We start from the raw sequence: 24,917 nt of genomic DNA on the forward strand, positions 1-24,917 counted from the left end.
GCCGTCCGCCCGGGCCGAGCCGTCCGCCCGGGCCGAGCCGTCCGCCGAGGGTGCGCCGTCCGCCGAGGACGCGCCCGCGACCCACGCGCTGCCCACGCGCGTACGCCAGGCCTCGCTCGCCGCCCCCCTCCGCGAGGCGCACCCCACCACGGCCGATGGCCCCGAGCGCGATGTCTCCGCCGAAGAGATGCGCTCGATCTTCGGAGCCTTCCAGCGCGGCCTGGACCGCGGCCGGAAGGGCGATGCCGTCGGCCCTGTGTCGCCGAGCGCCGCGCCGCGCCCCAGCAGGACAGAGGAAGGGACGGACGACGATGGCTGACGAGAACAGTGGTGACCAGAGCGCCGGCGATCAGCCGGGAGTCGGCTGGCTGCTGGACGATCTGCTGGCCAGGACCGACCACGTCCGCCAGGCGGTGCTGCTGACGGCCGACGGCCTGGTCAGCAGCGCGTCGCGTGGCATGGTCAGGAGGGACATCGAGCATCTCTCCGCGGTCTGCGCGGGCTTCCACAGCCTCGCCAAGGAAGCGGGCAACCGTTTCGGGGCCGGGAGCGTGCGACAGACCATGGTCATGCTCGACAACGCGTTCCTCTTCATCACCCCCGCCGGCGACGGCAGCCGGCTCGCCGTGCTCTCCGACATCGAGACCGACGTCGGACAGCTGGCCCATGAAATGGCGCTGCTGGTCGAGCGAGTGGGCCGTCACCTGGCCGTCCCCACCCGCTCCGCCGCCGAGGCCACCGACGCCTGAACCGTGAGCGACCACTGGTACGAGGACGAGACCGGTCCCCTGGTACGGCCGTACACCGTCACCCGGGGCCGGACCCGTCCCGCCTCCGAGCACACCATCGACTTGATGTCGCAGGTCGCGGCCATCGACCCGGTGGATCCCGAGCCGCGGCTCGACCATGCTCGCTGCTCGCTGCTCGAGCTGGTACGCCGCGAGCCGCGTCCGTTGGCGGAGATCGCCGCCGACGCTGACCTGCCGCTGACAGTCGTACGCGTCCTGCTCGTCGATCTGGTCGAAGCCGGACTCGTCCGCGTCTCCGCCCCGGTCACCCAGGCGGGCCTCGACGACCCCGAGCTGCTGAGCGAAATCGTGAAGCGCCTGCGGGAGCTGTGAGCCTGTCGTTCACCGCGGCGCAATGTTTCCCCGTGACGCCCGTCATCGCGCAATGATCGTCCGCTGATACGCAACAACGATGCATTACGCCGCCTGAGCAGGGCTCATAGGCTCAAGCCCCGTACCAGGAGAGTGGCGGTGATCGCCTGCTCGGCGGTCCGTCCCCTCATGCGCGGGCTCATCCGTCATGCCCCGCGGGCCGCTGCCGATCACCCCGTCGCCGACCCGCAGCCACGAAGGAGCCCCCGCAGTGCTGGACCACGGCGCCCCACCCGCGACCGATCCATCGCCCGCCAAGACCCCCGGTCTCGGCACCCGGCTGATGCGGCGCAAGCCCGTCGAGCGCCTGGTCGCCGAGGGCGGCCAGGGCGAGGGCGGCATGCTCCGCCGCTCGCTCTCCATGTGGCAGCTGACCATGATCAGCATCGGCGCCACGCTCGGCACCGGCATCTTCGTGGTGCTGGGCGATGCCACGCCGCTGGCCGGCCCGGCCGTAGCGATCTCGTTCGTCATAGCCGGTCTGACCGCGCTGTTCTCTGCGCTCTCCTACGCCGAGCTGGCCGGCTCCATCCCGGTCTCGGGCTCTTCGTACTCGTACTCGTACGCCACCATGGGCGAGATCGTCGCCTGGATCTGCGGCTGGTGTCTGATTCTGGAGTACGGCGTCTCGGTCGCGGCCGTGGCCGTCGGCTGGGGCGAATACCTCAACGAGCTGCTCGACGGCACGCTCGGCACAACCATCCCCGAGTCGGTGTCCGCGCCGCTCGGGGAGGGCGGCTTCATCAACCTCCCGGCCCTGGTCGTCATCCTGCTCGCCATGGTGTTCCTGATGCGCGGCGCCAAGGAGAGCGCCCGGGTCAACACGATCATGGTGGCCGTCAAGATCGTCACCCTGGTGATCTTCTGCGCGATCGGCTTCATGGGCATCAAGGCCGGCAACTACACCCCGCTCGCCCCGCTCGGCGTGACCGGGATCAGCGCCGCCGCGGCCACCCTGTTCTTCTCGTACATCGGCTTCGACGCCGCCTCCACGGCCGGCGAGGAGGCCACGAACCCGAAGCGTGACCTGCCGCGAGCGATCATGCTCTCGCTGCTCATCGTCACCGCGCTGTACTGCCTCGTCGCCCTGGTCGCCGTCGGCGCCATGCCCTGGCAGGACTTCGAGGGCACCGAGGCTGCCCTGGCACAGATCATGAAGGACGTCACCGGCCACAGCTTCTGGAGCGTAGTCCTCGCCGCCGGTGCGGTCGTGGCCATCGCCAGCGTCGTCTTCGCCGTCCTCTACGGTCAGACCCGCATCCTGTTCGCCATGGCCCGTGACGGTCTGGTCCCCAAGGTCTTCGCCAAGGTCGACGCCCGCACCGGGTCCCCGCGCGCCAACACGGTGATCGTCTCGCTCTTCTGCGGCGTGCTCGCCGCGACCATCCCGCTGGGCGAGCTGGCCAATGCCACCAGCATCGGAACGCTCTTCGCGTTCGGGCTGGTCAATGTTGCCGTCGTGATCCTCAGGTACACCCGGCCCGACATGGCACGCACCTTCCGCGTGGCGCTGTTCCCCGCGACCCCGATCCTGGGCCTGCTGTTCTGCCTCTACATGATGTTCAGCCTTCCTGGCGTCACCTGGGCGGTGTTCGGAGGCTGGATGATCGTCGGCGTCGTGTTCTACTTCGGTTACGGCTTGCGCCGTTCCCGACTGGCCACCGCAGAGAAGTGATCCGCCCGCAGTGCGACTGAACGATCTCGACGAACGCATCGTCCACGCCCTCGCCGAGGATGCCCGGCGCTCCTACGCGGACATCGGCTCCGAGGTGGGCCTGTCCGCCCCCGCCGTCAAGCGGCGGGTGGACAGGCTGCGCGCCGCAGGCGCCATCACGGGCTTCACCGTACGAGTGGATCCGGCGGCGCTCGGCTGGGAAACCGAGGGTTTCGTCGAGATCTACTGTCGCCACAACACCTCGCCCAACGACATCCGCCGTGGCCTGGAGCGGTATCCGGAAGTCGTGTCCGCCTCCACCATCACCGGGGACGCGGACGCGATCGCCCAGGTCTTCGCCTCCGACATGCGTCACTTCGAGCGTGTGCTGGAGCGGATCGCGGGCGAACCGTTCGTGGAGCGCACCAAATCGGTGCTGGTGCTCTCCCCGCTGCTGCGGCGGTTCTCTTCCGGCGCGCCTGCCTGAGCCGCGGAATCCGGGAAGGTCGGAGCGTGGGGTTCCAGCGCAGCACCCCGAAGTCGCCCGTCCCACCTCTGATCTTCTCGGACGGCGCCGGGCCCACGCACTTGGGCAGCTCCTCAGTCTCCACGGGGCTGCACGGGGCTGCCCTTGGAGGCCAAGCTGTAGCCGGGCCGGTCCTCGGCGGGGGAGGGCCTGCCGGACTGCGACCGCAGGCTTGGGGAGCAATGGACGGCGGACGGAGGGTGGGCGCGCAATGAATCGCCGCGAGTGCCGTCGATTGCGCAATGGATCGACCATCGACGCGCAACGGTCGCGCCTTGTCCGGGCGGATGGCCGGACCGTACTGTCTTAAATGTCTTCCTCACCCCCGCATACCGCCTGAGGTCAGCCATGCCGCCGTTGCGCACCGCCCTGCTTCAGAGTTCCGGCCGACCGGGCTCGGTCGCCGAGAACCTGAAGATCCTGGACGAGGCCGCGGGCCGCGCCGCCGGCGCCGGCGCTGGGCTGCTGGTCTGCCCCGAGATGTTCCTGACCGGGTACGCGATCGGCGACGATGTGCCGCTGCTGGCCGAGGCCGCCGATGGCCCCGGTGCGCGGTCCGTCGCCGAGATCGCCGCACGGCACGGCATCGCCGTCGTCTACGGATACCCCGAGCGCGAGAGCCACCCCGAGCGCGAGGACGAGCCAAGCGAGACGGGAGTCCGGCCGGCCGAAGTCCCCCAGCTACCGCTGGGAGGTGCCCCCAGGGGAAGGATCTTCAACTCCGCGCAGCTGATCGGCCCCGACGGCGAGCGCCTCGCGAACTACCGCAAGACTCACCTCTTCGGCTGCTTCGAGCAGCAGTGGTTCACTCCGGGCGAAGAGCCCGTTGTCCAGGCGGAGCTCGGCGGGATCCGGATCGGCATGCTGATCTGCTACGACGTGGAGTTCCCGGAGAACGTCCGGGCGCACGCGCTGGCCGGCACCGATCTGCTGGTGGTGCCCACCGCCCAGATGCACCCCTTCCAGTTCGTCGCCGAGTCCCTCGTCCCGGTGCGGGCCTTCGAGAGCCAGATGTACATCGCGTACGTGAACAGGACAGGCCCGGAGGGCGAGTTCGAGTTCGTCGGCCTCAGCTGTCTCGCCGGCCCCGACGGAGCGACCCGCGCCCGCGCCGGACGCGGCGAGGAACTGATCGTCGGCGAGGTGGACCCAGCCCTTCTGAGCGCTTCGCGCGAGGCCAATCCGTATCTGCGCGGTCGCCGGCCCGGCCTGTACGCCTCACTCGTCTGACCCCACTCGTCCGACCTCCTCCCCCTCCCCGCTCAACGCTCAACTTTCCGTGCAAGGAGTCCGCACCCCATGACGTCCACGGTGCCCACCGCTGTCCAGCACACCGAAGCGCAGCCGCCGATCACCATGTTCGGTCCGGACTTCCCGTACGCGTACGACGACTTCCTCGCCCACCCGGCCGGCCTCGGCCAGATACCGGCCACCGAGCACGGCACCGAGGTCGCGGTGATCGGCGGCGGGCTCTCCGGCCTTGTCGCCGCGTACGAGCTGATGAAGATGGGCCTCAAGCCGGTCGTCTACGAGGCGGACCGGATCGGCGGCCGGCTGCGCACCGTCGGCTTCGACGGCTGCTCCGCCGCAGGTGAAGAAGGGGAGCTGAGCGCCGAGATGGGCGCGATGCGCTTCCCGCCCTCCTCCACCGCGCTGCAGCACTACATCGACCTGGTGGACCTGACCACGCAGCCCTTCCCCAACCCCCTGGCCGCCGGCACCCCGTCGACCGTCGTCGACCTCAAGGGCGAGTCGCACTACGCCGAGACCATCGCCGATCTGCCGCAGGTCTACCGCGATGTGATGGACGCCTGGAACGCCTGTCTGGAAGAGGGCGCCGACTTCTCCGACATGAACCGCGCCATGCGCGAGCGCGATGTGCCGCGCATCCGCGAGATCTGGGCGAAGCTGGTGGAGAAGCTCGACAACCAGACCTTCTACGGCTTCCTGTGCGAGTCCGAGGCCTTCAAGTCCTTCCGGCACCGCGAGATCTTCGGCCAGGTCGGCTTCGGCACGGGCGGCTGGGACACCGACTTCCCCAACTCCATCCTGGAGATCCTGCGCGTCGTCTACTCCGAGGCCGACGACCACCACCGCGGCATCGTCGAAGGCAGCCAGCAGCTGCCGCTGCGGCTGTGGGAGCGCGAGCCCGAGAAGATCGTGCACTGGGCGCAGGGCACGTCCCTGCGGTCCCTCCACGAGGGCGACCCGCGCCCGGCCGTGACCCGGCTGCGCCGCACCGCGGGCAACCGGATCACCGTCACCGACGCCTCCGGCGACATCCGTACGTACCGGGCCGCCATCTTCACAGCGCAGTCCTGGATGCTGCTGTCCAAGATCGCCTGCGACGACTCGCTCTTCCCCATCGACCACTGGACGGCGATGGAGCGGACCCACTACATGGAGTCGTCCAAGCTCTTCGTTCCGGTGGACCGGCCCTTCTGGCTGGACAAGGCCGTCGACGACAGGGGGAATCCGACCGGTCGCGACGTCATGTCGATGACGCTCACCGACCGGATGACCCGCGGCACCTATCTGCTGGGCAACGAGCCCGACAAGCCCGCCGTCATCTGCCTCTCGTACACCTGGTGCGACGACAGCCTCAAGTGGCTGCCGCTGTCCGCGAACGAGCGGATGGAGGTCATGCTCAAGTCGCTCGGCGAGATCTACCCGAAGGTCGACATCCGCAGCCACATCATCGGCAACCCGGTGACCGTGTCCTGGGAGAACGAGCCCTACTTCATGGGCGCGTTCAAGGCGAACCTGCCCGGCCACTACCGCTACCAGCGGCGGCTGTTCACCCACTTCATGCAGGACCGGCTGCCCGCGGACAAGCGCGGCATCTTCCTGGCGGGCGACGACATCTCCTGGACCGCGGGCTGGGCCGAGGGCGCCGTGCAGACCGCGCTGAACGCGGTGTGGGGCGTGATGACCCACTTCGGCGGTACGACCGACCCGGGCAACCCGGGGCCGGGTGACCTCTACGACGAGATCGCTCCGGTCGAGCTGCCGGAGGACTGAGTCCGGGACTGAGCTTCCGTCCGGGGCCGGCCGCGATCCGGCCGACCCCGGACGGTCATCAAACGGTGAGTCGAACGGGGTCAGGGCCAGGGAGTGAGCAGGAAGCGCCCGACGAGTCCGACTCCGGAGTCCAGCCGCTCGGTGAACTCCTCGGCCAGGTCCGGGAGTTCCCTCATGCTCCACAGCAGCCGCGCCGCCGACCAGGCGCCCTCGCGGGCCCGGTCCAGACTCCAGGAGCCGAGCAGATGCGTGAGCGGATCGGCGATCTCCAGCAGGTCGGGGCCCGGCATCAGATCCTCGCGGATGCGCTCCTCCAGCAGGGTGAGGATGTCGCCCACGCGGTCGAACTCGCCCTCCAGATCGGCCGGTTCGCACCCGAGCGCGCGACAGGCGTCCACCACCGCGAGCGCCAGATCGTGCCCGATGTGCGCATTGATGCCGGCGAGGGCGAACTGCAGCGGTCGTACGCCGGGATGGCGCCGGTACTGGAACAGCGGCCGCCAGCAGGCCGGCGGGCGCCGGCCCGCGGCAACCGCGTCCACGGCCATCAGATAGCGCCGGGCAAAAAGGACGTCCAGCGTGACGGCGGCGCGCCTGTCGGGGAACTCGCCGCCGTCGATGCGCCGGTTGATCTCCTCCGTCACGGCCAGATAGACGCGGTTGAAGACGGCCACCCCGTCCGCGGCCGGCCAGCGGGAGCGGAAGGAGTGCATCCGCTCCACCACGGTGTCGACCCGGGCCTGCTCCGTCTGCGTCATGGAGGCAGCGTCCCAGCCATGGGCTCGGCGACGTGGTGCCGGGCCGGGGCTTAACCGGAACGGGGGACCGGCGAATGGGCATCGGTCTCGGGGAGACTGACGCGCGGTCCGCAAGGTCGTCCGCGCCGCCCGCTGTCTGCGGATCGACCCGCAGACAGCGGCCGACGGCAGCCGCCCCACGAGCTCGCCCGGACCCGTAGCCGGCACTACTCGAACTTCGACTGGTCGCGTACACCCGGCTCGCCGACATCGGCAAGCATGTCGGCGTCGGCCTGTGGTCGTACGAAGGACCGGACGGCCAGAGCCTGTTCAAGGCGGTCGGCCATCTGCTGCCCGGCGCGACCGGGGCTGCCCGCCGGCCGCACCCCGAGCTCGAGTTCTACCGGCACGCGGCGAGCGGTCGTGCACGCCGCCGCGGACGCCGGCGACCGCAAGGCCAAGGCGGCGGTGTCGCGGCTGGGGGCGCCGCCGGGCGGGGACTTGTGGGCGCTGCGGCCCGCGGCCGAACAGTGCGACTCGATCGCGGGCCGAGCGGCTGGAACTCAGCCCCTGCGGCGTTTGAGGAGAAGGGTCCGGGCCGGAGCCCCGGCCTCGGGAAGCGCACCGGACTTCGCACTCTCCCGCCCCGCCGACCGCAGCACTCCCGCCCCCAGAACCAGGCCGAACGCGAGCGCTGTCACCAGACCGAAGGAGACCACCAGGCTCGTCGCGTCGGCGACCGCGCCGATCGCCGACGGGGCGATCAGCCCCGAGGTGTAAGTGATGGTCGCGACGCCCGCGATCGCCTGGCTGGGGTTGGGGCCGCTGCGCCCCGCCGCGGCGAAGGCCAGCGGGACGACGACGGCGACACCGAGCCCGATGAAGGCGAAGCCCGCCATCGCCGCGGCCGGATGCGGCGCCACGACCACCAGCAGCCCGCCCGCGGTCGCCAGCACACCGCCCACCCGCACTGTCCGCACCGCTCCGAAGCGGTCCACGATCCGGTCGCCGGCGAACCGCGCCACCGCCATCGTCAGCGCGAAAGCCGTGGTCGACGCCGCAGCGAGACCGGCCGATGTGTCCATCACATCCCGCAGATACACCGCGGACCAGTCCAGACTCGCGCCCTCCGCGAACACCGCGCAGAACCCGATAGCCCCGATGACCAGCGCAGACCTGGGCGGCAGCGCGAACCTCGGCGGCGGCTCCTCATCGGGCGCGCTGCGCAGATCCAGTACGCCCTGGCACGCGACCAGCCCGAGCGCGGTCAGCGTCGCGGCCGCGAGCGCGTGGTGCAACCTCGCGTCGCTGCCCAGATGCGCGGCGAGCGTGCCGCCCGCCGAGCCGATCAGTGCGCCGGCGCTCCACATGCCGTGCAGCCCGGACATGATCGAGCGGTCCATACGGTTCTCGACCTCGACGCCCAGGGCGTTCATCGCCACGTCCGACATCCCCGCCGAGGCCCCGAACACGAAGAGCGCCCCGCACAGCGTGAGGAGATTCGGGGCGAAGGACGGCACGACCAGCGAGAGGGTCCACAGGGCGATCAGCCCGCGCAGGGCGTTGCGCGCGCCGAAGCGGTGGCTGACCGCCCCGGCCAGCGGCATCGCCACCGATGCGCCGAGCGCGGGGAAGGCGAGCGCCAGCCCGAGCTGGCCGGCGCTGACAGCTGCATGGTCCTGAATCCAGGGGATACGGGTGGCGAAGCTGCCGGTGACCGCGCCGTGCACACAGAAGACCGCGGCGACGGCGTACCGCGCCCGCTTCAACTGCCCTTGCCCGAGGACCACTTCGTTCACCATGCCGATGCCCCTCCCGGCCGACGTCGTGCGTAAACTATCAGGAACCCTGCCTGATAAATAGCGCCGGCAGCGATCTGGAAGGATCCCGGCATGCCCGCATCCCCGAGTACCGCCCGGGCCATCAACGACCGGCTGGCGCTTCAACTGCTCCAGCAGGAGGGCCCGTTGACGGCAGGGCAGCTGAAGACCATGACCGGACTCTCCCGTCCCACCGTCGCCGACCTGGTGGAGCGGCTGCAGGGATCCGGCCTGATCCAGGTCGTCGGCGAGGCCGGCTCGGAGCGCCGCGGCCCCAATGCCCGGGTGTACGGGATCATCGCCGACCGGGCGCACCTCGCCGCTCTCGACGTACGGACCCGGAGCGTCACCGTCGTCGTCGCCGATCTGCTCGGCGTCACCCTCGCCGAGGCCTCTCTTCCGATCGACGGCGACACCGGTACCGAACCCGCCGTCGAGCAGGCGGCCGCGCTGCTGGAGCGCACGGCCAAGGAGGCAGGCGCGGCCAGGCTGCACAGCGTCGGCATCGGTGCGCCCGGCCTGATCGACCCGGCAAGCGGCGAACTGCGCGACACCACCGGCCTGCCCGCCTGGCACCGCAGCCTCGTCGCCGACCTCCAGGAACGGCTGCCGGCCCGGGTCGTCGTCGAGAACGAGACCAATCTGGCGGCCGTCGCGGAGAAACGCCTCGGTGCGGCCGCCGACCGCGACACGTTCGTCTTCCTGTGGCTCGGCCACGGCGTGGGTGCCGCCCTCTTCCTGGACGGCAGGCTCCGCCGGGGCGCATCGGGCGGCGCGGGGGAGATCGGGTTCCTGCCGGTGCCCGGCACGAAGGGCACACCGTCCGCGGTCGACTGCGAGGGCGGATTCCACTCGCTGGCCGGTTCCGCCGCGATCTGCGCGCTGGCCGCCAGGCACGGCATCGAGGCGGACCGGCCCCAGGATCCCGCTGCCGCGGCGCTCGTACGCGAGGCCGTGGCATCCGGGCACGGCGGCTTCCTCGACGACCTCGCCCACCGGCTCTCCCTCGGCGTGGCCGCGGTGGCCGCCGTACTCGACCCGGGCTGTGTGGTCCTGGGCGGTGAGGTGGGGCACGCGGGCGGCGCGGAGTTGGCCGCCAGGGTCGAAGCCCGGCTGGCCGCGCTGTCCCCGCTGCGTACGGAGGTACGCGCCGGAAAGCTGGGCGGCGCCGCAGTCCTGAGCGGAGCCCTGATCACCGCGCGCGAGGCGGCGCAGGACGAGCTGTTCGCCGGCTGAACGGGGCTGAAGGTCAGACGCCGAAGGCGGACGGTTGAAGGACCACTCCGGAAGGCCGAATGCCGAAGACCGAATGCCCAAGGCCGAACGCCGAACGCCGGAGGCCCACCCCGGAAAGCCGAGCGCCTGCCCGTCAGCCCAGCCGCTGGGCCAGGAACTCCTCAAAGGTGACCTTCCCGACCGCCCGCTCTGGCGTCAGATGCGCACCCCTGCGGAAGCCCGCGTACGCCTTCCCGGCCAGCCGCACCGGCACGATCGGCCGACGCCGCCCGGTGGCGTGCAGGTAGGCGCGCGCCAGATCCGCCAGCGGGCGGACCTGAGGGCCGCCCATGTCGTCAACCCGTCCCGCGGGCGGGCCGATGGCCAACTCGGCCAGCCTGTCGGCGACTTCAGCCGTGTCGATCGGCTGCACGCTCACCCCCGAGGGCAGCGGCAGCACCGGCAGCCGTGCCGTGGCGGCCAGCAGGCGCAGCACCAGATCGTGGAACTGGGTCGTCCGCAGCACCGTCCAGCCCGGACCCGACTCCCCGGCCTCTTCGATCATCCGCTCGACCGTGCGCTTGACGCCGTAGTAGCCGAGCGGCACCCGGTCCACGCCGACGATCGAGATGTACACCAGATGAGGCACCGAGGCCCTGCGCGCCGCGGCGAGTAGATGTGCGGCCGCTCGGTCGTCACCGCCGCGGGGTGCGGTCGCGCAGTGGACGATCGCGTCCACTCCCTCGACCGCGGCGTCCAGCCCCGCGCCGTCCCGCAGATCGACGGCGTACGGCTTCGCGTGGCGGCTCAGCACCCGCACCTCGTGTCCGCGCTCGCGCAGCCGGTCGCTGACCAGACTGCCCAGTGTTCCCGTACCGCCCGTTACCAAGATCGAGGTCATGGGCATCAGCCTGCCAGAGCCGTGCGAAGCCCGACGGCGGCAAGGGCCGGTCTCCGCCGCCGGGCGGTCCACACCCCACGCTCGGCGGAGGTGCCGCCGACAATAAGGGTGCCGCCGACACTAAAAGGACTAGACCAAAGCGTCAATAGGTCTGCTGGAGGCAGCCCGCACAGACCTTGCGGGCCGGGCTTGTGAGCCAGCCCACAGCCGTTCACTCGCATGGCTCACGAGCAGGCGTGGCAGACTTGCCCTGTATCAGCAGCAGCGCACTCCGGGGTCGGTGTAATTCCGAACCGGCGGTTACAGTCCGCGACCCGTCCGCATCCAGCGGCCGGTTGACCAGGTGAAATTCCTGGACCGACGGTGAAAGTCCGGATGGGAGGCAGTGCGCGGCGGGCGGCCCTTTCCGGCATGCCGGCCGTAGTGGCTGATCGCCGTCCGTCGGCGATCGGTGTGCTCGGTCCCGGCGTCCCCGTGAATTGTCGTCCCGCTCTCTGTCGTCATCGACAGGCCCCGGAGTCCGTGCCCGAAAAGGCAGGAGGACCCGGTGGCCACCGCAGCCGACTCAGACGCCATGCGCCGAGCGATCGAGCTCGCCGCCCGCGGACTCGGCTCCACCAGCCCCAACCCGGTCGTCGGGTGCGTCATCCTCGATGCCTCCCGGCAGCCCGTCGGCGCCGGTTACCACCGGCGCGCCGGCGGTCCGCACGCCGAGATCCACGCCCTGCGCGACGCAGCTGACCGGGCCCGCGGCGGCACCGCGTACGTCTCCCTCGAACCCTGCAACCACACCGGCCGCACCGGCCCCTGCGCCCAGGCGCTGATCGAGGCCGGAATCAGCCGGGTCGTGTACGCGGTCGGCGACCCGACCCCGCAGGCCACCGGCGGCGCGGACTCCCTGCGCGCGGCCGGGGTACAGGTCGAGCAGGGCCTGCTCGCCGACGAGGCCGAAGCGGGCAACATCGCCTGGCTCACCTCCGTACGCCTCGGCCGCCCCTACGTCCTGTGGAAGTACGCGGCCACCCTGGACGGCCGCATCGCCGCACGGGACCGCACCAGCCGCTGGATCACCTCGCCCGAGTCCCGCGCCGACGTCCACCGGCTGCGCGCCGAGGCCGACGCGGTGATCGTCGGTTCGGGCACGATGCGCGCCGATGACCCGCACCTCGCGGTACGCGGCATCGACGACGCCGTACAGCCGCTGCGCGTGGTCATGGACACCGAAGGCACCGCCGTGCGGCCCGGCGCCCGCGTCCTCGACGACGCCGCGCCCACTCTCGTCGCGGTCGCCGAGGACGCCGAGACCCAACTCCCCGATGTCGTACGGCTGCCGAGGGCCGGCAGCGGCCTCTCCGTAACGGCCCTGCTGGACGCCCTGCACCAGCGCGGCATCCGCTCCGTACTCCTCGAAGGCGGCCCGACCCTCGCCGGAGCCTTCGTCTCCGCGGGCGCCGTCGACAAGGTCGTCGGCTACATCGCCCCCGTACTCCTCGGCGCGGGCCCCGCCGCCCTCGCCGATGCAGGAATTTCCACGATCAGCGAGGCATTGCGCCTCGACCTGCGCGAGACGGTGCGCATCGGCCCCGATCTGCGCATCACCGCCGTCCCCGCCACCCCGAAGGAGCGCTGAGTGTTCACCGGAATCGTTGAAGAGCTGGGTGAGGTCACCGCCGTCGAAAACCTCGGTGACTCCTCCCGCTTCCGACTGCGCGGCCCCCTCGTCACCGAAGGCGCGAAGCACGGCGACTCCATCGCCGTCAACGGCGTCTGCCTCACGGTCGTCGACTTCGGGGACGGTGAATTCACCGCCGACGTGATGGCCGAGACGCTGAACCGCTCCAGCCTCGGGGCGCTCGAGGAAGGCTCCCGCGTCAACCTGGAGCGGCCGATGGCCCTCGGGGACCGGCTCGGCGGGCACATCGTGCAGGGGCATGTCGACAACGTCGGTACCGTCCTCGAGCGCAAGCCGTCGGAGAACTGGGAGATCGTAAAGGTCTCACTCCCCGCCGATCTCACCCGCTATGTCGTCGAGAAGGGCTCGATCACCGTCGACGGCGTCAGCCTCACCGTGGTCGACGCGGGCCCCGACTACTTCACCATCAGCCTCATCCCCACGACCCTCGCCCTGACCACGCTCGGCATCAAGCAGCCCGGCGACCCGGTCAACCTCGAGGTCGACGTCATCGCCAAGTACGTCGAGCGGCTGCTCGGCACGGACGGCAAGGAGAGCGCGCGGTGAGCGCCGTCGACTGGCTGGGCAGCGAGGCCTTCACGGCCTTCGGCCAGCACATCAGGTGGTCCGACATGATCGGCAACGTCGTCGGCCTGATCGCCCTCGCGCTCGGCTGGCGGCGCTCGATATGGACCTGGCCCGTCCAGTTCGTGTCCGGCGTCATCCTTCTCGTCGCGTTCGCCTCCGCGCATCTGACCGGCAGCGCCGGCAAGCAGGTGGTGGTCATGGTCGTCGCGGCGTGGGGCTGGTGGCAGTGGACCCGCGGCCGGCAGCAGGCCCAGGACGGCTCGATCGCCGTCCGCTTCGCCACCTGGCGCGAGCGCGGCGTCCTCGCCGCCGGTGCGGTCGTCGGCACTGTGGCCGTCGGCGGTCTTTTCACCCTGTACCCGTCGCTGTCCTGGGACCCGTGGCCCGACGCGTACATCTTCGTCGGCACTCTGGTCGCCATGTACGCACAGGCTCGGGGCATGGTCGAGTTCTGGTTCGCTTGGCTGCTCGTCGACCTCGTCGGCGTTCCCCTCAACTTCGCCAACGGCTTCGCCTTCTCCGGTTTCGTCTACATCATTTACGGCGCGCTCGTCCTGTGGGGCATGCGCGACTGGTGGCTGCGCTCGCGAGCGAGCGCCAAGCCCTCCCTGGAAGGAGCAGCGGCATGAGCGCACTGCCCACCTGGTACTCCACCGACAACGTCGAGGACTTTGCCCTCGACCCGGTCGAGCAGGCCATCATTGACATCGCGGCGGGACGGCCCGTCGTGGTCGTCGACGACGAGGACCGCGAGAACGAGGGCGACCTCGTCATCGCCGCCGAGAAGGCCACGCCCGAGATCATCGCCTTCATGATGAGCGAGTGCCGCGGCCTGATCTGCGCCCCCATGGAGGGCGAGGAGCTGGAGCGGCTCGACCTGCCGCAGATGGTCGAGCACAACACCGAGTCGATGCGGACGGCCTTCACCGTCTCCGTCGACGCGGGGCCCGCGTTCGGCGTCACCACCGGCATCTCCGCGGCCGACCGAGCCACCACCCTCCGGCTGCTGGCCGGCGGCGCGGCCGTGGCCTCCGACTTCGTACGCCCCGGTCATGTCTTCCCGCTCCGCGCCAAGCCCGGCGGGGTGCTGGTGCGCAACGGCCACACCGAGGCCGCCGTGGACCTCGCCCGGCTCGCCGGCCTGCGCCCGGCCGGCGCCATCGTCGAGATCGCGGGCGAGGACGGCGTGATGCTGCGGCTGCCCGAGCTGATCCCGTTCGCCCGCAAGCACGGCCTGACGATCATCTCCATCGAGGACCTGATCGCCTACCGCCGTTCCTCGGAGCCGACCGTCAAGCGCGAGGCCGAGGTCAATCTGCCCACCGCCTTCGGGCAGTTCACCGCCTACGGCTACCGCTCCACCGTCGACGGCATCGAGCATGTCGCGCTCGTTCACGGCGAGATCGGCGACGGCGAGGACGTCCTCGTACGCGTCCACTCCGAGTGCCTGACCGGCGACATCTTCCACTCGCTGCGCTGCGACTGCGGCCCCCAGCTGCAGGCCTCCATGCAGCACATCACCGAGGCCGGCCGCGGAGTCGTGGTCTATCTGCGCGGCCACGAGGGCCGCGGCATCGGCCTGCTGTCCAAGCTGCGCGCGTACGAACTGCAGGAGCGCGGCCGCGACACCCTCGACGCCAACCTGGAGCTCGGCCTGCCCGCCGACGCCCGCGACTACGCGGCGGGCGCGCAGATCCTCGAGGACCTCGGCGTACGCAGCCTGCGGCTGATGACCAACAACCCCGAGAAGATCAGCGCGCTCGTCCGGCACGGCCTCACGGTCCACGGCCGCGAGCCGATGCCCGTCCAGGCGGGCGAGCACAATCTCCGGTATCTGCGCACCAAGCGGGACCGGATGGGACACGACCTGCCCTGGCTCGACGCCACCAGCGTGTCGGCCTGCGGCAACCAGTAAGTCAGAAAGCGGCAAGGGAGAAACATGAGCGGCAAGGGTGCACCCGAACTGTCCGTACGCAACTGCGGCGACCTGCGGGTGGCGGTGATCGCGGCCCAGTGGCACGAGAAGGTCATGGACGGCCTCGTCGACGGCGCTCTGCGCGCACTGCACGAGCTGGGCATCGACGAGCCGACGCTGCTGCGTGTCCCCGGCAGTTTCGAGCTGCCGGTGGTCGCCAAGGTGCTCGCGGGCCGCGGATACGACGCGATCGTCGCGCTCGGCGTCGTCATCCGCGGCGGCACGCCGCACTTCGAGTACGTGTGCCAGGGCGTCACCCAGGGCCTCACCCAGGTCTCCATCGACACCGGCGTTCCAATCGGCTTCGGCGTGCTGACCTGCGACACCGAGCAGCAGGCGCTGGACCGGGCCGGTCTCGAAGGATCCAACGAGGACAAGGGACACGAGGCGGTCACCGCCGCACTGGCCACCGCCGCCACACTGCGCACCGTCAGCGAGCCCTGGCGCTGAGTACTGCGGGCACACCCCTTACCCTGGGGACCATCATGGCGAACAAAACCTTCGAAGAGCTCTTCGCCGAGCTGCAGCTCAAGGCGAAGAACGGCGACCCTGCCACATCCCGCACCGCCGAACTGGTGGACAAGGGTGTGCATGCCATCGGCAAGAAGGTCGTCGAGGAGGCCGCCGAGGTCTGGATGGCCGCCGAGTACGAGGGCAAGGAAGCCGCCGCCGAGGAGATCTCGCAGCTGCTGTACCACGTCCAGGTGATGATGGTCGCGCGCGGGATCTCCCTCGACGACGTCTACGCCCACCTCTGAGCACAGCTCCACCACGTACGTACGAACAAAGGAAGCCCCACTCATGCTGCGCATCGCCGTCCCCAACAAGGGTTCACTGTCCGGACCTGCGTCGGCGATGCTCCATGAGGCCGGCTACCTGCAGCGCAAGGAGTCCAAGGAGCTCGTCCTCGTCGACCCCGAGAACGACGTCGAGTTCTTCTACCTCCGCCCGCGCGACATCGCGATCTACGTCAGCTCCGGCAAGCTCGACATCGGCATCACCGGCCGCGATCTGCTGCTGGACTCCGGCGCCAACGCCGAGGAGATCCTCCAGCTCGGCTTCGCCCGCTCCACCTTCCACTACGCCACCAAGCCCGGCACCGCCACCGGAGTCGGCGACTTCGGCGGAATGACGATCGCCACCTCCTACGAGGGCATCGTCGCCAAGCACCTCGCCGACGAGGGCATCGACGCCGCCGTCGTCCACCTCGACGGCGCGGTGGAGACGGCGATCCAGCTGGGCGTGGCCGAGGTCATCGCGGACGTCGTGGAGACCGGCACCAGTCTGCGCAACGCCGGCCTGGAGGTCATCGGCGAGCCGATCATGAAGTCCGAGGCGGTCGTCATCCGCCGGACGGGATCGCCGGCCGACGACCCCAAGGTGCAGCAGTTCCTGCGCCGCCTCCAAGGCGTGCTGGTCGCCCGCAGCTACGTGATGATGGACTACGACTGCCGAGTCGAGCACCTGGAGCAGGCCGTCGCCCTCACCCCGGGCCTGGAGTCGCCGACCATCTCCCCGCTGCACCACGAGGGCTGGGTCGCCGTCCGTTCCATGGTCGCCGCCAAGGAGGCGCAGCGGATCATGGACGATCTGTACGACCTCGGCGCGCGGGCGATCCTCACCACGGCCATCCACGCCTGCCGCCTCTGAAGGATGCCCGACACCATGTCTGCCCCCGCGCCCCAAATCCCCGCGCTCCCGGTCACGTTCAGGCCGACCCGTACCCGGATCGTTCTGCTGACCGTGGGCGCGGTGATGTTCGCCGTGATCACCGCGGTCGCGCTGCTGCTGGAGAAGCTGAGCGCGGGGGAGCGGAGCAGCTTCGTCTTCACCGCGCTGGTCTTCTTCGGCGTACTGGCCCTGCTGAGCCGGCCCAAGGCCGTCGCCGACGAGGACGGCGTCACTGTTGTCAACCTCACTCGTACGCGCCGGCTGGAGTGGGCGGAGATCCTGCGGGTGAATCTGCGTCCCGGCGACCCGTGGGTGTTCCTGGACCTCAGCGACGGCACCAGCCTGCCGGTGCTCGGCATCCAGCCCGGCATCGCCAAGGCACAGGCCATCAGCGACGCCCGCGCGCTGCGGGCGCTCGTGGAGAGCCGCGGCATCCGCGCGGAAGAGGACTGAGCGGCGACGCCCCCGAACCCCATCGCGGCCACGCCCTGCAGTTCGCCGGCGACGCGCGGCTCCAGGCCCGCCGCCAGGCGGGCTGTTTTCTCCCGGGGGACCAACCCAGGGAGCTCCGGCTGAAAACCATTAGTCTGGTGGCGGTGGCGACAAGCGCGCCCCTCCCCGCACCACACGGCCGCCAGCGGCCCGCGGGGCACCTGCGACCCGAGGAGTGACTCCCTCCAGCAATGGACGGATCGTCCGGTAGTACCTGCGCCGCCCCCTCCCAGGAGGCGGCGGCATGATCACCCCCCTTTTGCTGCTCGCCGCAGCATTTCTCCTGATCCTCGCCAATGGCTTCTTCGTGGCGGCCGAGTTCGGCCTCGTCACCGTGGAGCGGCCCGATGCCGAGCGCGCCGCCGCCGAGGGCGACCGCCGCGCCCGCCGTGTCGTCAAGGCACTGCGGGAGCTGTCGTTCCAGCTCTCCGGCACTCAGCTCGGCATCACCATCACCTCGCTCGTCGTCGGCATGCTCGCCGAACCGGCCATGGCCCAGCTGCTCGACGGGCCGCTGGCCGCGACCGGTCTGCCCGAAGGGGCTGTGACCGGGGTCGCGGTGGCGATCGGCATGCTGCTCGCCTCCGCCGTCCAGATGGTGATCGGCGAGCTCGTACCCAAGAACTGGGCGGTCTCCCGGCCGTTGCAGGTCGCGCGGTTCGTCGCCGGACCGCAGCATCTCTTCTCGAGCGTGTTCCGTCCGGTCATCACCCTGCTCAACACCGCCGCCAACCGTCTCGTACGGCTGTTCGGCGTCGAACCGACCGCGGAGCTGGCATCCGCCCGCACCCCCGGCGAGCTGGTCTCGCTGGCCCGCCACTCGGCACGGGCCGGCACGCTGGAGCAGGACACTGCGGACCTGTTCGTGCGGACGCTCTCGCTCGGGCATCTCACCGCAGAGAATGTGATGACCCCGCGGGTGAAGATGAGCGCCCTGCGGTCCGACGCCACCGCGGCGGACGTCCTCAACCTCACCCGTGCCACCGGCCTTTCGCGCTTTCCCGTCTACCGGGAGCGAATCGACGAGATCGTCGGGATGGTGCACCTCAAGGGCGCTCTCGCGGTACCGGTCGGGGAGCGGCTGCGCACCCGCGTCGACCGGGTCGCCGTACCGCCGCTGCTGGTGCCCGAGACGCTTCCGGTCCAGCAGCTTCTGGAGCGGCTGCGCAGCGAGCAGCCCATAGCCGTGGTGGTCGACGAGTACGGCGGCACGGCCGGGGTCGTCACCCTGGAGGACATCATCGAGGAACTCGTCGGCGAGGTCCGCGACGAGCACGACGCCGAGGCCGACGAGCGGCCGGAACTCGCCCCCGTGGCGTCCGAGGACGGCAGCCCCGCCTGGGAGGCCGACGGCAGCTGCCGGGTCCTCACGCTGCGCCGGATAGGCCTCGATGTGCCCGACGGTCCGTACGAGACTGTGGCCGGCCTCGTCGCCGATCTGCTGGGGCGCATCCCCGCCCCCGGTGACCGGGCCGAACTGCCCGGCTGGCGGCTCTCTGTGCGTCAGGTGGACCGCAACCGCGCCGAACGGGTGCGCCTGGTGCATACGGCCGATGTGCCGGCCCTGACGGAGGCCGCGCGATGAGCGTCCTCCAACTCCTGTTCGCGCTGCTGCTGGTGCTGGCGAACGGATTCTTCGTCGGGGCCGAGTTCGCGCTCGTCTCCGTACGCCGCAGCCAGATCGAACCGCTGGCCGCGGCAGGTTCCGCGCGGGCCCGGCGGGTGCTGCACGGTCTGGAGAACCTGCCGCAGATGATGGCGGCCGCACAGTTCGGCATCACCATCTGCTCCCTGACACTCGGCGCGGTGGCCGAGCCGACCGTGGCGCATGTGCTGGAACCGGTCTTCCACGCGGCCCATGTGCCCGAGGGGCTGGTCCATCCGCTGGGCTATGTCATAGCCCTGGCCGTGGTCGTCTTCCTGCACCTCGTCATCGGTGAGATGGTCCCGAAGAACCTCGCCATGGCCGCCCCCGAGAAGACCTCGCTCTGGCTGAGCCCCGGTCTGGTGGGCTTCGCCCGGCTGTGCCGCCCGGTCACGGTCGGACTCGGCGCCTGTGCCCGGCTGGTGCTGCGGGCCTTCGGCGTCGAGCCGAAGGACGAGGTGGAAGCGGTCTTCACAAGCGAGCAGCTGAACCGCCTCGTCGAGGACTCCGGTCAGGCGGGTCTCCTTGAGCCCGCCGAACAGGAGCGGCTCGAGGACGCCCTGGAGCTGGGCAGCCGCCCGGTGACCGATGTGCTGATCGCCCGCTCCATGCTGGTGACGGTCCCGCCGTCGGTCACCCCGCGCCAGATCGAGGAGCTGACCGTACGCACCGGCTACTCCCGCTTTCCGGTCTGCGCGCCGGGTGCGGGCCCCTTCATGGGCTACCTCCACGTGAAGGACGTACTGGATCTGGAGGACGGTGAACGGGCCGTGCCCCAGCACATCTGGCGTCCCATGGCGACCCTGCGGGCCGAACTCCCTCTGGACGACGCCCTCACCGTGATGCGCCGCGCGGCCACCCACCTCGCCCAGGTCGCCGACGGGGCCGGCCGGGTGCTGGGACTGGTCGCGCTGGAGGACGTCCTGGAAATGCTGGTCGGCGAGGTCCGTGACCCGTCCCACCGGGTGACGGTGCCCCGGCTGCCCCATACGGCCCACCCGGCCATGGACACCGCGCTGGCCGGCTGAGCCCAGGCGCCGGGTCAGGCGTCAGGTCAGGCCCGGCGGAGGATCCTGCGGGCCGCGGTCGACCGGACCGCGGCCCGACAGGACCTCGCCGTACGCCTGCAGCAGATCGGGCAGCCGCAGTGTGGAGAGGTCCTCGCGGGTGGGCGTGCCCGGGTATCCGGACAGCCGCAGATCCCGGTAGGCGCAGCTCTTCTCGTACAGGGTGCGCAGAAAGCGGCCGTTGCCGAGCTCGTCGATCCAGCCCTGGTCGACCACGTGGCCGCTGATGGAGCGCAGCTCCTCGCGGACCTCGTCGTCCCACACATCGCCGTTCTCGGCGGCCAGCACTTCGCCGATCGCGGTCAGTTCGAGAGGGCGGTACGAGGGGAAGTCGACCCGTGTGGTGAAGCGGGAGGAGAGCCCGGGGTTGGCGGCCAGCAGCCGGTCCATGCCCTCCGGGTAGCCGGCCAGGATGACCACCAGGTGGTCGCGGTTGTCCTCGGCGCGCTTGAGGAGGACCTGGAGGGCCTCGTCGCCGTACGCGTCGCCCTTGGAGTAGCCGGTGTTGGAGAGGCTGTACGCCTCGTCCACGAACAGCACGCCGCCGAGCGCCGAGTCGATCAGTTCATTGGCCTTCACCGCCGTCTGGCCCAGGAACTCTCCCACCAGGTCGGACCGTTGGGCCTCCACCAGATGGTCGCCGCCGAGCAGCCCGAGCGCGTAGAAGACCCGGCCGAGTATGCGGGCGACAGTGGTCTTGCCCGTGCCGGAGGGGCCCGAGAAGACAAAGTGCCGTTTCGGCGGCTGGACCGGAAGGCCCTGGCCGGCGCGCAGCCTGGCCATCTTCAGCTGCGCGGACAGGGCCTTGACCTGCCGCTTGACCGGCTCCAGTCCGACCATCCGCTCCAGCTCGGCGAGTGCCTCGCCGAGCAGCACCGGATCGGTGGGGCCCGCCGGGAACGCCGGGGGCGCCGACTGGGCCGGCACCACCGCCTTGTGCCGTATGACCTCGGCCGGGACGCTCGGCACGGAGCCGGGGAGCTGGGTCTGCGGATCGACGCCGATCCGGGGCTCGGCCGCGACCGGCCCGTCGCCGTCGGCCTGCGCGTCAACCGAGTCCTGGCCGAAGCCCGCCAGGGACACGGCCGCGAACCCGGACGAATCGTCGTACCCGTCGATGCCGTCGTACTCCGCGATCGCCGCGAGGCGGGCGGAGGTGTCCATGAAGGCCGGATCGATCCGGTGCACCGCCCGGTACAGCGGCAGGGCGGCGGCGCTGCGGCCGGTGCCTTCGTGCGCACGCGCCAGCCAGTAGCGCAGCTCCTTGCGCTGCGGCTGCTCGCTGCGACAGCGCATCAGGGCGGCGGAGAGCAGCGGCTCGGCCTGCCCGTACATCTCCAGGCGTACGCGTGCCATGCCGCCGAACAGCCCGGCCTCGATGCCCAGTAACGGGTCGTTGATCAGCGGCGCGGTGTGGCGTACAAGCTCTTCCCAGTCCTTGACGAGATACGCGCGGCAAGCGTGCAGAAAGCGCACCTGCGGGTCTGCGTCGACCGGTGGCAGCCCGGCGAGGGCCTGGTCCAGCTCCGGCACATGGCGGCCGTCGAGCCAGTGGGAGGCGTGCGCGAGCAGCAGATCGCGCGGGCTCTCCAGTACTGGCTGGACCCACCAGCCCAGCCAGTACCAGGAGTTGAGAGTGCGGCGGTGGCGGGCGCGCTGCTCGCCGAAGCGCTCGCGGCTGCGGTACATGTGCAGCAGCGCGGTCGTGGTGTCGACGCGCAGAGCATGGAGTCCGAGCCAGCCGTCGGCCATCCCGGGATCGAGCCGCACGGCGGTCCGGAACTCCTCCTCCGCCTGCGGATACGCACCCATCGTGTAGGCGTCCACGCCGCGCACCCAGGCGAGGTCGGCCGGGGCCGGTACGGCCTGCGTGCCGATGTCCATCAGGTCCCCCACAAGTGCACCTGTCGTGTGTTTCCCGGGGAACGACCCCCCAGGCCCCCGGCGCCGGGCGGGCGACCGTGGGCAACGCACTGAACCACCTTGCCGTGGACGGGAATTGACCCCACCGAGGTGCATCGTACCTGCGCAAAGGGGTTGCGATGTAGGGCGCGGCGAGCTGACCGGTGGCCGTGACCCTGGGTGAGCGAGGGCGGGGTGCCGCGCCTGCGATGTGGGGGAGAGGGCAGAACGAAGCCCCCGATCACGGGGGAACAACCGGGGGCTTCGCGTCTGCGGCGGCTCCGGAAAGCCGCACATTGAGAACGTAAGACCTGTACGCCCCGTCGGTCAAGCAGAGTTGAGGCACTCTTGAGGCGGAATTCCGACTGTTCAGTATGTCGGGGGAAAGCGGTCACCCTGCGTAATGAATTGATTCGGTCGCGCTGTCGCAGAAGGCCCCGGGAGCCACTCGTAACCCTCGTGAAACTCGCGTACCAGAGCATCGGCGTGCACACGGGAGGGGTCCGCGGCGAAATGGCGTGTCTCCGCCACTGTCCAGCCGTCCCAGAAGGCGGAAAGTCCGCTTCCGTCGCGTCGGCGGCCCCGCTGCCAGGACTCTTCGGCGTCCCGCTCCATCCACAGCAGCCACGCCAGAAACGGGCGCAACGCCCGTCGCCCTGCTCCCACCCCCTCGATCAGCACGACGGGAGCGGCTTCCAGTGCGCGCGGCGGACCGAAACGGCGCAGATTCCAGTCGTACGGGTCGTAGTGCGCGGTCCGGCCGTGCGCGAGGGGATCGATCACCTGGGTCAGCATCCGGTCCGTCCACCCGAAGAGCTCCTCGTGGGTAGCGAGATCGTCCAGCTGGAGCACCGGAACATCGCCGCCTACGGCCGCCGCGAGCCGGGCGGCGAAGGTGCTCTTGCCCGATCCGGCATGGCCGTCGATCCCGATCAGCCGCACCGGTCCGCACGATGGCGGGAGTGTGCGCAGCGCCGCAGCCTGCCGGTCGAGGTCGTCCATGCCGCAAGCCTAAGAGAACGGCGAACCCCGCCGCAGGGTCACTCCCCCTACGCCCGGCGTGCGGGGGGACCACCAGTGGACGAGACCAATATTGGTGGCGCGGCGCGGCTCCGGGCGCTGGCAGAAGTCCGCCCGGACCCGCAATAGTTGCCCCCACTGTCGCGCACCCTGACTTGGGGGTCCCATGGCCAGACCTACTTCACGCAGAACCGTTCTGAGCGCCGCGATCGCGGCAGCGGCGGGTGCGGGCGCGCTGTCCTCGTCCTCGATGCCGGCCGCCGCCGCGCCGGGCGGGACGCATCCGAAGCCCGGGTCCGCCGGGCCCGCGAGGCGCACGCCCGCGCCGACCGTGGACAACCGCTTCTGGACCTCGTACGCCGACTGGCGCTTCGGCACCGCGGCCGGCACCCGGGCCGTCGCGGGCAGTCGTCCCGGCCTGGTCCTGGCCGGCCCCGTCGGCCGCACCGACTACACCGACCCGCACACCGGACGGACCACCGCCTGGGAGTACGGCACCTGGACCTCGCCCGTCCATCTCTCCCGGGTGCCCGCGACCGAGGTCATCGCCTCCTGGAACGCGCACACCCCGGCAGGCACCTGGCTCCAGGTCGAGCTGCGCGGCAACTACTCCGACGCCACCTCGACGCCCTGGTTCGTGATGGGCCGCTGGGCGGCGGGCGACGGCGACATCCGGCGTACCTCCCTCGACGACCAGACGGACGGCAAGGCGAGCATCTGGACCGACACCTTCTCCATCGATGACGCTTCGAGCGGGCTGCGGCTGAACTCCTACCAGCTGCGGCTGACCCTCTACCGCAAGCCAGGCACGAAACTGACGCCCACCGTCCGGCGGCTCGGCGCGATGGCCTCCGACATCCCGGACCGCTTCACGGTGCCCGCGTCGACGCCGGGGATCGTGCGCGAGCTGCGCGTGCCGCGTTATTCGCAGAACACGCACGTCGGCCAGTACCCGGAGTACGACAACGGTGGTGAGGCGTGGTGCAGCCCCACCTCATCACAGATGATCATCGAGTACTGGGGCCGGAAGCCCACCCCGGCCGAGCTGTCCTGGGTGAACCCCGCCTTCGCCGATCCGCAGGTCTGCCACGCGGCCCGTTTCACCTTCGACCACCAGTACGACGGCTGCGGAAACTGGCCCTTCAACGCCGCCTACGCGGCCACCTACCCGGACATGAGCGCGGTCGTCACCCGGCTGTCCTCGCTCACCGACCTGGAGAGCCTGATCCGGGCCGGTATCCCGGCCATAACGTCCCAGTCCTTCCTCAAGGAGGAGCTGACCGGTGCGGGCTACGGCACCTCCGGCCATCTGATGACTGTGGTCGGCTTCACGGCCGACGGCGATGTCATCGCCAACGATCCGGCGTCGCCCAGCAACGAGGCCGTGCGCCGCGTCTACAAGCGCGCGGAGTGGGAGACGATCTGGCTCCGCACCAAGCGCTACAACGCGACCGGCAAAGTGGTCTCCGGCACAGGCGGTGTCTGCTACCTGTACTGGCCCGCCGCCCCGACGGCCGCCCAGCGCCGGGCTCTGGCGGCATTCGGCATCCGCTGACGCGCCGACCGTCCCCGGGGGCAGTGACGTACGTCTCTACCCCCGGGCCGGTATCGCTGGCACTGTGGATCGGGTCACCCGGGGGGACGCACCTGCCAGCCGACTGAACGAGACGCACCATGACTTCGACCGCTGCCACCGCCGACCTCGCCGAGACCCGCACCCGCACCGGCGGCCCCGACGACGGCCCCAACGTCCTCGAGCACATCCTCGGCTGGACCCTCGTCGTCGTCCTCGCCATGTTCGTCACCCGGCTCGGCCTGATCTGAGGTCTGCCATACTGCGCAGAATTCTGT

24 protein-coding genes, 2 pseudogenes and 1 riboswitch are annotated in these 24,917 nt (G+C 70.6%); of the genes and pseudogenes, 21 read left to right on the forward strand and 5 right to left on the reverse strand.

Annotated features, from left to right (window positions below; translation table 11 throughout):
- The 7 genes and pseudogenes from J7E87_RS33035 to J7E87_RS33065 form a co-directional block, all read left to right on the forward strand.
- Positions 1 to 319: pseudogene (locus tag J7E87_RS33035) on the forward strand (hypothetical protein); the annotation flags it as partial.
- Positions 312 to 749: a roadblock/LC7 domain-containing protein gene (locus J7E87_RS33040; RefSeq protein WP_215098314.1), complete on the forward strand. Its 438-nt coding sequence runs from the start codon at positions 312 to 314 to the stop codon at positions 747 to 749. The pseudogene J7E87_RS33035 and the gene J7E87_RS33040, both read left to right, overlap by 8 nt.
- Positions 750 to 752: 3 nt before the next feature.
- Entirely contained in the window at positions 753 to 1,121 is a 369-nt protein-coding gene (locus J7E87_RS33045; protein WP_215098315.1) for a DUF742 domain-containing protein, read from the forward strand.
- Positions 1,122 to 1,371: 250 nt separating this feature from the next.
- Positions 1,372 to 2,835: an amino acid permease gene (locus tag J7E87_RS33050; RefSeq protein WP_308313178.1), complete on the forward strand. Its 1,464-nt coding sequence runs from the start codon at positions 1,372 to 1,374 to the stop codon at positions 2,833 to 2,835.
- Between the two features lie 10 nt (positions 2,836 to 2,845).
- The gene (locus J7E87_RS33055) at positions 2,846 to 3,301 is read left to right on the forward strand and encodes an Lrp/AsnC family transcriptional regulator (RefSeq protein WP_215098317.1); all 456 of its coding nucleotides are present in this window, start codon (positions 2,846 to 2,848) and stop codon (positions 3,299 to 3,301) included.
- 387 nt (positions 3,302 to 3,688) lie between these two features.
- Positions 3,689 to 4,570 carry a carbon-nitrogen hydrolase family protein gene (locus J7E87_RS33060; protein WP_215098319.1) on the forward strand — a complete coding sequence of 294 codons (882 nt, stop codon included), beginning with the start codon at positions 3,689 to 3,691 and terminating at the stop codon, positions 4,568 to 4,570.
- Between the two features lie 69 nt (positions 4,571 to 4,639).
- Positions 4,640 to 6,361: an NAD(P)/FAD-dependent oxidoreductase gene (locus tag J7E87_RS33065; RefSeq protein WP_215098321.1), complete on the forward strand. Its 1,722-nt coding sequence runs from the start codon at positions 4,640 to 4,642 to the stop codon at positions 6,359 to 6,361.
- A gap of 80 nt (positions 6,362 to 6,441) precedes the next feature.
- Here the strand turns inward: J7E87_RS33065 and J7E87_RS33070 are convergent, their stop codons facing one another.
- The gene (locus tag J7E87_RS33070; RefSeq protein WP_215098322.1) at positions 6,442 to 7,119 is read right to left on the reverse strand and encodes a DUF5995 family protein; all 678 of its coding nucleotides are present in this window, start codon (positions 7,117 to 7,119) and stop codon (positions 6,442 to 6,444) included.
- A gap of 109 nt (positions 7,120 to 7,228) precedes the next feature.
- On the opposite strand from J7E87_RS33070, the pseudogene J7E87_RS35710 reads away from it, so the two are divergent.
- Positions 7,229 to 7,647: pseudogene (locus J7E87_RS35710) on the forward strand (alginate lyase family protein); the annotation flags it as partial.
- 14 nt (positions 7,648 to 7,661) lie between these two features.
- On the opposite strand, the gene J7E87_RS33080 reads toward J7E87_RS35710, so the two are convergent.
- Complete coding sequence (locus tag J7E87_RS33080) at positions 7,662 to 8,900, reverse strand: MFS transporter (protein WP_215098325.1); 1,239 nt, start codon at positions 8,898 to 8,900, stop codon at positions 7,662 to 7,664.
- A gap of 90 nt (positions 8,901 to 8,990) precedes the next feature.
- On the opposite strand from J7E87_RS33080, the gene J7E87_RS33085 reads away from it, so the two are divergent.
- A complete protein-coding gene (locus J7E87_RS33085) occupies positions 8,991 to 10,154 on the forward strand; it encodes an ROK family transcriptional regulator (RefSeq protein WP_215098326.1) in 1,164 nt (387 codons plus the stop codon).
- Between the two features lie 133 nt (positions 10,155 to 10,287).
- Here J7E87_RS33085 and J7E87_RS33090 read toward each other — a convergent pair whose 3' ends face one another.
- Positions 10,288 to 11,034: an SDR family oxidoreductase gene (locus tag J7E87_RS33090; protein ID WP_215098333.1), complete on the reverse strand. Its 747-nt coding sequence runs from the start codon at positions 11,032 to 11,034 to the stop codon at positions 10,288 to 10,290.
- A gap of 262 nt (positions 11,035 to 11,296) precedes the next feature.
- Positions 11,297 to 11,427: riboswitch (FMN riboswitch) on the forward strand.
- 154 nt (positions 11,428 to 11,581) lie between these two features.
- On the opposite strand from J7E87_RS33090, the gene ribD reads away from it, so the two are divergent.
- From ribD to J7E87_RS33140, 10 genes are all read left to right on the forward strand, one after another.
- Complete coding sequence (gene ribD / locus J7E87_RS33095; RefSeq protein WP_215098335.1) at positions 11,582 to 12,664, forward strand: bifunctional diaminohydroxyphosphoribosylaminopyrimidine deaminase/5-amino-6-(5-phosphoribosylamino)uracil reductase RibD; 1,083 nt, start codon at positions 11,582 to 11,584, stop codon at positions 12,662 to 12,664.
- Positions 12,665 to 13,273: a riboflavin synthase gene (locus tag J7E87_RS33100; RefSeq protein WP_215098337.1), complete on the forward strand. Its 609-nt coding sequence runs from the start codon at positions 12,665 to 12,667 to the stop codon at positions 13,271 to 13,273.
- Positions 13,270 to 13,923 carry a nicotinamide mononucleotide transporter family protein gene (locus J7E87_RS33105; protein ID WP_215098339.1) on the forward strand — a complete coding sequence of 218 codons (654 nt, stop codon included), beginning with the start codon at positions 13,270 to 13,272 and terminating at the stop codon, positions 13,921 to 13,923. Before J7E87_RS33100 ends, J7E87_RS33105 begins: the two co-directional genes overlap by 4 nt.
- Complete coding sequence (locus J7E87_RS33110; protein WP_215098340.1) at positions 13,920 to 15,209, forward strand: bifunctional 3,4-dihydroxy-2-butanone-4-phosphate synthase/GTP cyclohydrolase II; 1,290 nt, start codon at positions 13,920 to 13,922, stop codon at positions 15,207 to 15,209. The genes J7E87_RS33105 and J7E87_RS33110 overlap by 4 nt, the downstream gene beginning before the upstream one ends.
- 24 nt (positions 15,210 to 15,233) lie before the next feature.
- Complete coding sequence (gene ribH / locus J7E87_RS33115; RefSeq protein WP_215098341.1) at positions 15,234 to 15,719, forward strand: 6,7-dimethyl-8-ribityllumazine synthase; 486 nt, start codon at positions 15,234 to 15,236, stop codon at positions 15,717 to 15,719.
- Positions 15,720 to 15,754: 35 nt separating this feature from the next.
- The gene (locus tag J7E87_RS33120) at positions 15,755 to 16,027 is read left to right on the forward strand and encodes a phosphoribosyl-ATP diphosphatase (RefSeq protein WP_142215995.1); all 273 of its coding nucleotides are present in this window, start codon (positions 15,755 to 15,757) and stop codon (positions 16,025 to 16,027) included.
- Between the two features lie 43 nt (positions 16,028 to 16,070).
- Positions 16,071 to 16,919: an ATP phosphoribosyltransferase gene (hisG, locus tag J7E87_RS33125; protein ID WP_215098343.1), complete on the forward strand. Its 849-nt coding sequence runs from the start codon at positions 16,071 to 16,073 to the stop codon at positions 16,917 to 16,919.
- Between the two features lie 15 nt (positions 16,920 to 16,934).
- Positions 16,935 to 17,393, forward strand: a complete 459-nt coding sequence (locus J7E87_RS33130; RefSeq protein ID WP_215098344.1) for a PH domain-containing protein — start codon at positions 16,935 to 16,937, stop codon at positions 17,391 to 17,393.
- Positions 17,394 to 17,676: 283 nt separating this feature from the next.
- The gene (locus tag J7E87_RS33135; protein WP_215098346.1) at positions 17,677 to 19,017 is read left to right on the forward strand and encodes a hemolysin family protein; all 1,341 of its coding nucleotides are present in this window, start codon (positions 17,677 to 17,679) and stop codon (positions 19,015 to 19,017) included.
- Positions 19,014 to 20,105 carry a hemolysin family protein gene (locus J7E87_RS33140; protein ID WP_215098347.1) on the forward strand — a complete coding sequence of 364 codons (1,092 nt, stop codon included), beginning with the start codon at positions 19,014 to 19,016 and terminating at the stop codon, positions 20,103 to 20,105. The genes J7E87_RS33135 and J7E87_RS33140 overlap by 4 nt, the downstream gene beginning before the upstream one ends.
- Positions 20,106 to 20,126: 21 nt before the next feature.
- Here J7E87_RS33140 and J7E87_RS33145 read toward each other — a convergent pair whose 3' ends face one another.
- Together J7E87_RS33145 and J7E87_RS33150 are read right to left on the reverse strand one after the other, a co-directional pair.
- Positions 20,127 to 22,028, reverse strand: a complete 1,902-nt coding sequence (locus J7E87_RS33145) for an AAA family ATPase (RefSeq protein ID WP_215098392.1) — start codon at positions 22,026 to 22,028, stop codon at positions 20,127 to 20,129.
- A gap of 387 nt (positions 22,029 to 22,415) precedes the next feature.
- The gene (locus J7E87_RS33150; RefSeq protein WP_215098348.1) at positions 22,416 to 23,048 is read right to left on the reverse strand and encodes a uridine kinase; all 633 of its coding nucleotides are present in this window, start codon (positions 23,046 to 23,048) and stop codon (positions 22,416 to 22,418) included.
- A gap of 184 nt (positions 23,049 to 23,232) precedes the next feature.
- Between J7E87_RS33150 and J7E87_RS33155 the strand changes: the two genes are divergently transcribed.
- Positions 23,233 to 24,621, forward strand: coding sequence for a peptidase C39 family protein (locus J7E87_RS33155; RefSeq protein ID WP_215098349.1), 1,389 nt, complete (start codon positions 23,233 to 23,235; stop codon positions 24,619 to 24,621).
- Positions 24,622 to 24,740: 119 nt separating this feature from the next.
- Entirely contained in the window at positions 24,741 to 24,890 is a 150-nt protein-coding gene (locus tag J7E87_RS33160; protein WP_215098351.1) for an SCO1431 family membrane protein, read from the forward strand.
- Positions 24,891 to 24,917 lie beyond the last annotated feature (27 nt).

It is taken from the genome of Streptomyces sp. ISL-1 (assembly GCF_018614585.1).
GTDB classification, from domain to species: domain Bacteria; phylum Actinomycetota; class Actinomycetes; order Streptomycetales; family Streptomycetaceae; genus Streptomyces; species Streptomyces maoxianensis.

Coding starts and splice junctions, on each gene's coding strand:
- J7E87_RS33120 (WP_142215995.1), top strand. CDS start 15,755: ATGGCGAACAAAACCTTCGAAGAGCTCTTCGCCGAGCTGCAGCTCAAG.
- J7E87_RS33090 (WP_215098333.1), bottom strand. CDS start 11,034: ATGACCTCGATCTTGGTAACGGGCGGTACGGGAACACTGGGCAGTCTG.
- hisG (WP_215098343.1), top strand. CDS start 16,071: ATGCTGCGCATCGCCGTCCCCAACAAGGGTTCACTGTCCGGACCTGCG.
- J7E87_RS33065 (WP_215098321.1), top strand. CDS start 4,640: ATGACGTCCACGGTGCCCACCGCTGTCCAGCACACCGAAGCGCAGCCG.
- ribH (WP_215098341.1), top strand. CDS start 15,234: ATGAGCGGCAAGGGTGCACCCGAACTGTCCGTACGCAACTGCGGCGAC.
- J7E87_RS33110 (WP_215098340.1), top strand. CDS start 13,920: ATGAGCGCACTGCCCACCTGGTACTCCACCGACAACGTCGAGGACTTT.
- J7E87_RS33140 (WP_215098347.1), top strand. CDS start 19,014: ATGAGCGTCCTCCAACTCCTGTTCGCGCTGCTGCTGGTGCTGGCGAAC.
- J7E87_RS33145 (WP_215098392.1), bottom strand. CDS start 22,028: ATGGACATCGGCACGCAGGCCGTACCGGCCCCGGCCGACCTCGCCTGG.
- J7E87_RS33155 (WP_215098349.1), top strand. CDS start 23,233: ATGGCCAGACCTACTTCACGCAGAACCGTTCTGAGCGCCGCGATCGCG.
- J7E87_RS33085 (WP_215098326.1), top strand. CDS start 8,991: ATGCCCGCATCCCCGAGTACCGCCCGGGCCATCAACGACCGGCTGGCG.
- J7E87_RS33130 (WP_215098344.1), top strand. CDS start 16,935: ATGTCTGCCCCCGCGCCCCAAATCCCCGCGCTCCCGGTCACGTTCAGG.
- J7E87_RS33040 (WP_215098314.1), top strand. CDS start 312: ATGGCTGACGAGAACAGTGGTGACCAGAGCGCCGGCGATCAGCCGGGA.
- J7E87_RS33070 (WP_215098322.1), bottom strand. CDS start 7,119: ATGACGCAGACGGAGCAGGCCCGGGTCGACACCGTGGTGGAGCGGATG.
- J7E87_RS33135 (WP_215098346.1), top strand. CDS start 17,677: ATGATCACCCCCCTTTTGCTGCTCGCCGCAGCATTTCTCCTGATCCTC.
- J7E87_RS33060 (WP_215098319.1), top strand. CDS start 3,689: ATGCCGCCGTTGCGCACCGCCCTGCTTCAGAGTTCCGGCCGACCGGGC.
- J7E87_RS33080 (WP_215098325.1), bottom strand. CDS start 8,900: ATGGTGAACGAAGTGGTCCTCGGGCAAGGGCAGTTGAAGCGGGCGCGG.
- J7E87_RS33150 (WP_215098348.1), bottom strand. CDS start 23,048: ATGGACGACCTCGACCGGCAGGCTGCGGCGCTGCGCACACTCCCGCCA.
- J7E87_RS33160 (WP_215098351.1), top strand. CDS start 24,741: ATGACTTCGACCGCTGCCACCGCCGACCTCGCCGAGACCCGCACCCGC.